The organism is Methanobacterium sp., from assembly GCA_012838205.1.
GTDB lineage: Archaea > Methanobacteriota > Methanobacteria > Methanobacteriales > Methanobacteriaceae > Methanobacterium.
In genome coordinates, this window is the sequence record DUPR01000059.1 from 22,869 (window position 1) to 31,569 (window position 8,701).

Annotated in this window: 7 protein-coding genes; 4 read left to right on the forward strand and 3 right to left on the reverse strand. The window is 38.7% G+C overall.

The genetic code is table 11. The annotated features are described in order from the left end of the window. Positions 1–238: 238 nt before the first annotated feature. Together GXZ72_08460 and GXZ72_08465 are read right to left on the reverse strand one after the other, a co-directional pair. Positions 239–1,537, reverse strand: a complete 1,299-nt coding sequence (locus tag GXZ72_08460) for a purine/pyrimidine permease (protein HHT19576.1) — start codon at positions 1,535–1,537, stop codon at positions 239–241. Between the two features lie 188 nt (positions 1,538–1,725). After that, positions 1,726–2,880, reverse strand: coding sequence for an alanine--glyoxylate aminotransferase family protein (locus GXZ72_08465; GenBank protein HHT19577.1), 1,155 nt, complete (start codon positions 2,878–2,880; stop codon positions 1,726–1,728). Positions 2,881–2,950: 70 nt separating this feature from the next. Between GXZ72_08465 and GXZ72_08470 the strand changes: the two genes are divergently transcribed. The 3 genes from GXZ72_08470 to GXZ72_08480 all read left to right on the forward strand — a co-directional run bounded on the left by GXZ72_08470 (position 2,951) and on the right by GXZ72_08480 (position 5,514). Further along, positions 2,951–3,697 (forward strand): DUF115 domain-containing protein, encoded by a 747-nt coding sequence (locus tag GXZ72_08470; GenBank protein HHT19578.1) that lies wholly within the window; start codon positions 2,951–2,953, stop codon positions 3,695–3,697. Between the two features lie 61 nt (positions 3,698–3,758). Continuing rightward, positions 3,759–4,886 (forward strand): ORC1-type DNA replication protein, encoded by a 1,128-nt coding sequence (locus GXZ72_08475; protein HHT19579.1) that lies wholly within the window; start codon positions 3,759–3,761, stop codon positions 4,884–4,886. Positions 4,887–4,935: 49 nt separating this feature from the next. Beyond that, the gene (locus GXZ72_08480) at positions 4,936–5,514 is read left to right on the forward strand and encodes a hypothetical protein (GenBank protein HHT19580.1); all 579 of its coding nucleotides are present in this window, start codon (positions 4,936–4,938) and stop codon (positions 5,512–5,514) included. A 27-nt stretch (positions 5,515–5,541) separates the two neighbouring features. Here the strand turns inward: GXZ72_08480 and GXZ72_08485 are convergent, their stop codons facing one another. Further along, positions 5,542–6,249 (reverse strand): DUF4012 domain-containing protein, encoded by a 708-nt coding sequence (locus tag GXZ72_08485; protein HHT19581.1) that lies wholly within the window; start codon positions 6,247–6,249, stop codon positions 5,542–5,544. Between the two features lie 164 nt (positions 6,250–6,413). Between GXZ72_08485 and GXZ72_08490 the strand changes: the two genes are divergently transcribed. Beyond that, positions 6,414–8,701, forward strand: a 2,288-nt coding sequence (locus tag GXZ72_08490) for a glycosyltransferase (protein ID HHT19582.1), incomplete at its 3' end; no start/stop codon positions are given.

The following is an 8,701-nucleotide window of genomic DNA, read 5'->3' on the forward strand; positions in this document are numbered from 1 at the left end:
TGCTTTCTGGCTAGTTCAAGCAGCCAAAATCCCGTCAATAACCATAAAGCCGGAATCATCAATTTTTTAATAGTTATTGGGAAAAATTTAGTAATCAGCATTGTTAATTAATTTAATATTTCAACATTTCAATCTTCACACGGTTATTTTAATAATTACACTATTATTTTGAGATTTCATCAATTTTAACTCTCTTAAACATCAAGTTCAATGAGTTAAATTCAAATAAAAGCAGTTTTCATTGTTTCATCTTTTTTTCATTGTAAACAGAATGCCGTGGATATAAAACATGTTCCAGTAGGAAAACTGCTATGGTTCCTATAACGTAGCCATTGGCTACTAATGGTTGCAGAACCTGGGGGAACTGTGTAATCACAGATTGTGGTAAAAATGCTATTATTGTGCCTAAAAGAATTGGTAATCCAATAATAGCCCCGTCATCTACGTTTTTTATAGAATTACTTTCAATTGAAATTAGTAGTGCTGGTCCGATTAACATGATCAGGACGTATAACAAAACAATACCCAGCACTGGTGAAGGTATGTTACTTATCAAGCCTATTGCTATTGGTGAAAAGGCCAGTACTAAAAATATTATCGCTGCAGGAATGACTGCAAATTTAGATGCATTTTTGGTGGTGGAGATGATACCTATGCTTAAATTATAATTAACAATACCTATAACTCCCAGGAGTCCTGCCAAGACGTTTCCCAGCCCAGTGAAAAATATGCCTTTTTCAACACGTGTCTCCATTTCATCTGCATCTAGTATAATCCCTGCTGATTGAATTATACCTAAATCAATTATTACTAAAGCTAAAAAGCTAATTAAGAATGTAATAAAAACACTGATATTAGGAACTGCCAGATGGCCTATAAATGATCCAGATGGAATTGATAAAAGAGGTAAGTTCAAGTTAGGGCTGAAATTTCCAAATATGATAAAGTATAATGCACTACCTCCAAACAATGCCAAAAATGTTAAAGCAGACCTCCAAATTCCCTTCAAGAATGTATTCCCAATAAAAATTATAAATAAGAGTACAATAGCAAAAATAACATTATATGATGAGGGAACATGATTTTCAACACTGATCAGGCTGATTATTGTAGGTATAAGTGTAAATGTGAGAAGTATGAGGATAACAGTAACAACTCGGGGTGTGAAAAGTTTTTTAACATGTCTAAAAAGGCCACTTGCAACTAATATACTAACTAAAATACCACCAATCAATATTGAAGAATTAATACCGCCTACTCCTTGATTAAAACTGGTTAAAATAGCAATCAATATCACGGTAACTGGACCAATGACCAATGGGAGTCTGTGGCCTAAATAGATTTGTATGATCATGAATATGCCTATGATGAGCAGTAATTTTTGAAGATAAGGAATATAATCTGCTCCGAACTCAAGAACTCCTACTAAGGTCCCTAAGATTATGATGGAAGGGAGGATAACTGCAAAATATTGCAACCCCACTACCAACATTTCAGTCTTCTTGGGCTTGTCATCTAATCCATACCTAAATTTCATAGCTACTCACAACATTACACTTAATAAGATGCATACTTGTCAAAATATAAACCGAAACCGTGATTCAATTTTATTAATAATAATTTATTATGGTTACCTTTGCTTATAGCTTCTTTTTAATCAGTGATAATATTTCAAATATTGTTATAAAAAAATGTTTAGAAAAAATAGAAAAATAAGGGAGTAAACTAACTACTTCCCATTAGGTAGGTGTCGGCCACTGCAGCCACACCTTCACCAATCTCCACATCCAATCCCAACCCTTGCATGGTCATCTCCAGCGCAGCGATGGTGCTTATGATCTCACGATGGGTTATGTTACCCATGTGGCCGATACGGAACACATTACCTTTAAGATGGTCCTGTCCTCCGGCCAGTTCAATCCGGTAACGTTCCCTCATGGTACCACGAAGTTCCGAGTCAGTTATTCCCTCTGGAATCTTGATCGAGGTCACAGTATTACTGGCCGCATCTTCCTGGGCGAATAAGTCCAGTCCAAGGGCATTCACACCATTTCGAGTGGCTTTAGCGGCCATTTTATGTCTTTTAACCCTTTTTTCCAATCCTTCTTCCATAATCACACGGAGTGCTTCTTGCATAGCGTATATTAATGAAACAGCTGGGGTGTAAGGTGTTTCTGGTGGTGTTGCATCTCCACTTTTTTTGTATTTCTTCATGTTAAGATAATAAGTCTGATTATCAGTTTTATCAACCACATCCCAAGCATCATCACTGAGGGTGATTGCCGCCATACCTGGCGGTGCTGCCAGACACTTCTGGGAGCCAGTAACACAAATATCAATACCATAACCATCTACAAATACATCATCCCCACCAAGGCTGGACACAGTGTCCACAACATAAAGGGTATCATAGTCTTCTAATATCTTACCCAATTCTTCAATGGGGTTGGTTGCACCGGTGGAAGTTTCATTATGCACAACAGTAACTGCTTTAATATCATCATTTTCTTCCAGGAATTCACGCACAGCACTAGGGTTAACTGCATGTCCCCATTCTACTTCCATATTCACAGGAATTCCACCATGGGTTTCAGTTATCTGCATAAAGCGCTGTCCAAATTTTCCTCCTACAATGTTCAGGACACGATCACCCTTACTGATGGTGTTGGCCAGGGCGGCTTCCATGGCTGCCGTTCCGGAGCCAGTGATAAGGTAAGACTTGTTATCAGTCATGAACAATTCAGACATCATCTGGTTGGTTTCAGTGAGAATTTCACCGAAAAGGGCGCTTCTATGATTAACTATGTTTTCTGACATGGCCTTCAGGACCCTAGGGGCCACACGAGTGGGTCCGGGAATCATCAGTAAAGTTTCATCCATCTTTTCAACTCCAATTTGAAAATATCCTCCAACAATATTTATTATCTATATAATTTGATATACTTTATATATGGAACTGACCCTGTGGATGGAATGGTACCAACTCATCCTGGAAGACTTCGGATTTAAAAGAGATGATGATGAACGCAGTGCCCGGATATTAAACAATATCTTGGAAGATAAAGGCACCCTCAGGCCACAAGACATTCACATCGAAAGTAGGGTCATTGTTTTCGGTGCTGGACCATCCTTAAAACCTAATCTCACTATTTTGAAGACCATGAACCTGGATGAATTCACCCTAATATCTGCAGATGGGGCCACAACCGCCCTTTTAGAGGAAAATATCATCCCTGAAATTATAGTAACTGATTTAGACGGTCGAATGAATGATATAATCCTTGCTAACCAGCAGGGAGCCTTAATTGTGGTGCATGCCCATGGTAACAACCAGGAACAAGTTGAGAAATTCACCCCAGAACTAACTAACATCTTAGGAACCACTCAGAGCAAACCTTTAGCCCATGTTCATAACTTTGGGGGTTTCACTGACGGTGACCGTTGTGTTTTCCTGGCAATGGCCCTGGGGGCGCGTGAAATAATATTATCTGGAATGGACTTCGGAAAAATCGTCACCCATTACTCCCGGCCAGACCAGGAAGATGGTCTTGCAGATGTGGTGAAGCAGAAAAAACTTAAATGGGCCAAAAAACTGGTTAGATGGGCTGCTCTTAATAGTGATGTTCATTTTTTGAATATTTCCAGTGGGGAAACAGTGGAAGGTGTGGAGGATATAAATCCAGATATACTTAAATAATCATAAACAAATTATTATGCAACCATAAAATGATTATAATTGGACATAATGGTGTATGCACATGTCAAATAGCGTGGAAAACATTTTAATGGGTGAAGAAACACTTTTCAAGGATATAACTGTATTCAATCCTGATTTTGTCCCTGAAAATTATTTGCATCGCGAATCACAGATGGAAGCACTTGCCTTATGTCTTCGCCCTGCCCTAAAGGGTGGTAAACCAGTTAATTCTGTGGTGGTGGGATCACCAGCCACTGGCAAAACCACTGCTATCCACAAGATCTTTGAGATAGTTGCCAAAAAATCCCAGAAACTAGCCACTGCCTATGTGAACTGCCAACTCTACAACACTCGTTTTAACATCTTCGCCCAAATATATCAGCAACTATTCGGTTACTTACCGGCAGAAACCGGAGTCCCATTTTCCAGGATTTATGGGGAGATAATGAAAAAACTCTCCAATGAGGGAAAAGCACTGGTGGTTGCACTGGACGATGTTAACCATTTATTCTATCGTAAAAATGCTAATCAAATATTATATGATATTCTACGAGCCCATGAAGTGTTTCCAGGAGTGAGAACTGGAGTTTTCTGCGTTATATCCGATATTGAATTCCGTTTCATGTTGGATAAAAATGTCAGCAGTATTTTCATACCCCAAGAAGTGATATTTGACACTTACACCTGGCAGGAGATAAGAAACATACTGGATGACCGGGTAAAAGCAGGTTTTTATCCTGGGGTCTTATCTGATGAGATTTTAGACGAAATTGTGGATTTTACCAATTCAACTGGTGATTTGCGGGTGGGGATTGATCTTCTCCGCACCACTGGGAATTTTGCAGAGGCAGACGCCTCCCGGAATATTGAAAATAAACATCTGGAAAGGGCATTACAGGATTTTGACTCCCAAAGCCTGAAGAACACTATAAACAATCTCACTGATGATGAGAAGGGATTATTAGAGGTAATAGTTGAACAAAAAGAGGATAATCCCACTGCAGGAGATTTATATAATCTTTTAAATGAAAAAAGACCTCTAAGTTACGCATCATTCGACCGGGCTCTTAAAAAACTGGAATTCATGCGGGTAATTGACACAAAATTCACTGGAAAAGGAAAAAGGGGAAACACACGCCAAGTTATGTTGCGATTTAATCATGAAGAAGTAGATAAGTATTTGAAATAAATCAAAGTACCAACAAAATATTAAAGTGTAAGAATGGGGGGATTTTTAGATGAGTGATTATCGTTTGAACTTTTCAGAGTATGATCTTGATGTTAAGGCGAAAATAAAGGAACTGGGCTATGACACTGGTAATTCTATTGTTTTTCTCCCCTACAAATTCGAACAATCCCAAACTACTGATGACATGATCTATACCATGCCAGAAATCATAATGGGAAAATCATTCAACATGATGGATTTTAAAACCGAATTTTTAACTGGTAGGAAAGAATTGGAACTTTTAGATGAGATTGGAACCCTGATCATAACCATCATGATCCCCACACAAATGTTCCTGGTTTTCCCAATTCTCATGAACATCTTATCAAGGCAGCTGCCCCAATATTATGATGAAGAAAAGATTGGCTTTAATTTCATACTAGAAAAACCCGATGGAAAATATCTTAAAATTGACTACTTTGGGTTACTGGCAGATTTTGCTGAATCTAAAAAGGAAGTAATCGAAACCAGCAAAGATGTAATGGGCCTATCCTATTCGGACATAATTGCCATATTAGAGGATGCCTTAAAAACTGGATCCATTAACCAGATGCATTTTAAAATGATGAAAAATGCATTTTCACCCTAATAACATCACTAAATTGAAGGAGTGTACCTAAAATAGGCTGTGTATACCTTCATAGACTACAAATTCTTGAAATGCTGATGCAGGAATAACATGTATGTTGCCCTGTGCATACTGGACTGATGCAGTTTCCATGAGAACTTTACGATTACTCCGATCTTGTGCTTTATTTTTAAGACCATCCATAAGTGACTGCACTGCACTGCCCCTGCTCATTCCATTCTGGTTCTGTTCTTCTCTTAAAAATTCTATGGAATTTCCAGTGACATAACCCTTACCTTTCACATGAACTGGTCCGATGGCCTTTATCATAGCATCTATAGCTTCAGGAGTTACAATGACCACCAGATTAGTTTTCAAGCCAGTGTGGTATTCAACTATTTCCTGAGCTATTTTTGATCCTGCTTCTACATCTGAACTCCATAGTGAGTCGTGTAGGTATAGTTTATCTACACCGTAACTTCTTAATTCAGAATTGGGGGATTTAGTTGGATGTGCCAGACCTCCCGGATAAACCGGAGTCATGTTAACTATTTTTCCATGGTTAACATTTACTACAAAGGCCATGTCCACTGCCCCTACACCAGGTCTTGGTTCAGATGGGTCAGCACATAGGAGAAGTACATTATAGTTTCCATCAAATTTTCCCTCCCCCTGGATATAAAGGTAGGACACATATATACCGGTACCAACAATTAGGATTAGAGTAATAAGTATGATGATGAGTTTTCTTGACATAAGTTTCACTTATCTGTAAAATTATTATATTCTCCAAATTTCTAGTAACATAATTAAATTTAATAGAAAAGGGATAAGAAGTAGAGTTATTATTTCATCACTTAACAAATAAACCTTATGGTAGGTTTTTTAACAGTCAAAGCTAATATTAGGTGAATTTTTTCATGGTAAATATCCCACCTGGAATAAAAAAATATAGATGGTTTAAGCAATTGAGAAGATTCAGGAATTACATGCGAGATTCCTATAAATCCTACAAACACAGGACAGTCATGTGGATTCGGGAATCAGAATTCGTTGAAAACATTAAAGGAGATTATAAACTCACCGAGGAGCAGAAAAAAGAACTCTATAATTCAGTGATCCAAGAATCACATAAACATGCATTGTATGATTTTGATCACAAATCACCACTTGTTTCCATCATAATCGTGAACAGGAATGGTTTGGATCATCTGAAGAGGTTGTTTAAGGATTTTGCTAGTAATGTTCAGTATCCCTCCTATGAAATAATAGTAGTTGATAATGCTTCTCAGGATAATTCAGTGGCCTTTTTAGAGGAACTTTCCAATGTCTTACCACTTAAGCTAATTAGAAATAAGGATAACCAGTCATTTTCAAGATCCAATAATCAAGGAGCTGAAATTGCTGAGGGAAAATATTTACTTCTTCTTAATAACGATGTGGAACCCACCCATGGTTGGTTAAATCATATGATGAGATCAGCAACACAATCAGGGGATGTGGGTGCAGTTGGAGCTAAACTGGTTTACCCGGACTGTTCCCAGTCACGTCTTAACCGAAGAAACTCTTTTAAGATCCAGCATGAAGGCATAGCCTTCAAAGAAGAGGATGGCTTTATAAAACCATATAATTGGGGTAATGGAGAACCTTTCAGTGTGGGGGAGTTGGTGGATGAAGCCCGGGCTGCGGTTACTGGTGCGGCGTTACTGGTTGAAAAAGAAAAATACTTCCAAGTTGATGGATTGGATGAGGGGTATATCTACGGCTATGAAGATGTTGATTTTTGTCTGAAATTACTAAAAAAAGGGTACAACAATATCTATTGTCCTCGAGCTGTTTTATTCCATTATGAATTCGGAACACAGGAAAAACATAAGAAGAAAAATATTAAAACATGGCGTTTGAATAATCAAAAGATTTTCAGGGAAAGATGGAATAAGTGGCTGCGCAGGGAGCTTTTAATGGATAAGTTGAACTGTGGCTATGTGTTTTCTGATAAACCCTTAAAAGTGGCCTTTGTGGTGACTGAAACTGGTGAGAATGCATCTGCCGGGGATTACTTCACCGCCACATCACTGGCTAAAAGTTTCCAGAAATATGGTTGGGAGACAAGTTACCTTTCCCGGGTGGAATCTGAAGACTGGTACTATGTTGAAGGGGATGTTGATGTTCTAATATCCTTACTTGATGCTTATGATATACGTAAAATCAGGTCGGAGAATAATTTACTGATTAAGATGGCATGGCCGCGTAACTGGCTTGACCGTTGGATGTTTTATTATCCTGATTTTGCCGAGTTTGACCTGGTAATGGCCACCAGTGAAACTGCCTGTGAATACATAAAACAAAAAACTGGGAAGGATGTTTTTCTCCTGCCTCTGGCCACTGATCCGGATATTTTCAACAGCCAGGTTGAGGGGAATGAGGATTGGATGTGTGATTATTGTTTTACTGGGAGTTATTGGAATGATCCCCGTGAAATTGTGGATATTTTGGATCCGGAGAGTTTGCCTTATACTTTTAAATTGTATGGAAAAAATTGGGAGGAGTTTGAAAAGTTTAAACCATACTATGAAGGGTTCGTACCTTATCAGAGAATGCCTGAAATTTACCGGTCCACTAAGGTGGTGGTTGATGATGCTAACCGGGTTACTAAAAGATATGGCTCAGTTAATAGTCGGGTTTTCGATGCAATTGCATCAGGTGTGCTGGTGGTGACTAATGGTGATATAGGGGCAGAAGAAACTTTTAAGGGAATTCTGCCTGTTTACAGGTCAAAGGAGGATCTGAATCAATTACTTGAATTTTACCTTTCACATGAGGAGGAGAGAAAAGCCAAGATCAAAGAGTTGCAGGAGTTTGTTCTTTCCCATCACACCTATGATCAGCGGGCAGAGAAGATTAAGGATGTCCTGGAAAGTTACATCTGGAAGAGGAAGATGGCCATTAAAATCCCTGCACCAAGCTGGGAGGAAGTGGAGGAGTGGGGTGACTACTACTTGGCCTTGGGATTGAAAAAGGAGTTGGAGAGGAATGATTGTGAGGTCATACTCCAAGTTTTACCAGAGTGGGAGGGTGATGGTGATGCCCGTTGTGATAGTGTCCTGGTTTTAAGGGGATTGAGTCGTTACCAGCCTAAACCTCAGCACTTCAACATGATGTGGAACATATCCCACCCTGATGATGTGACTATTGAAGAGTACAATCA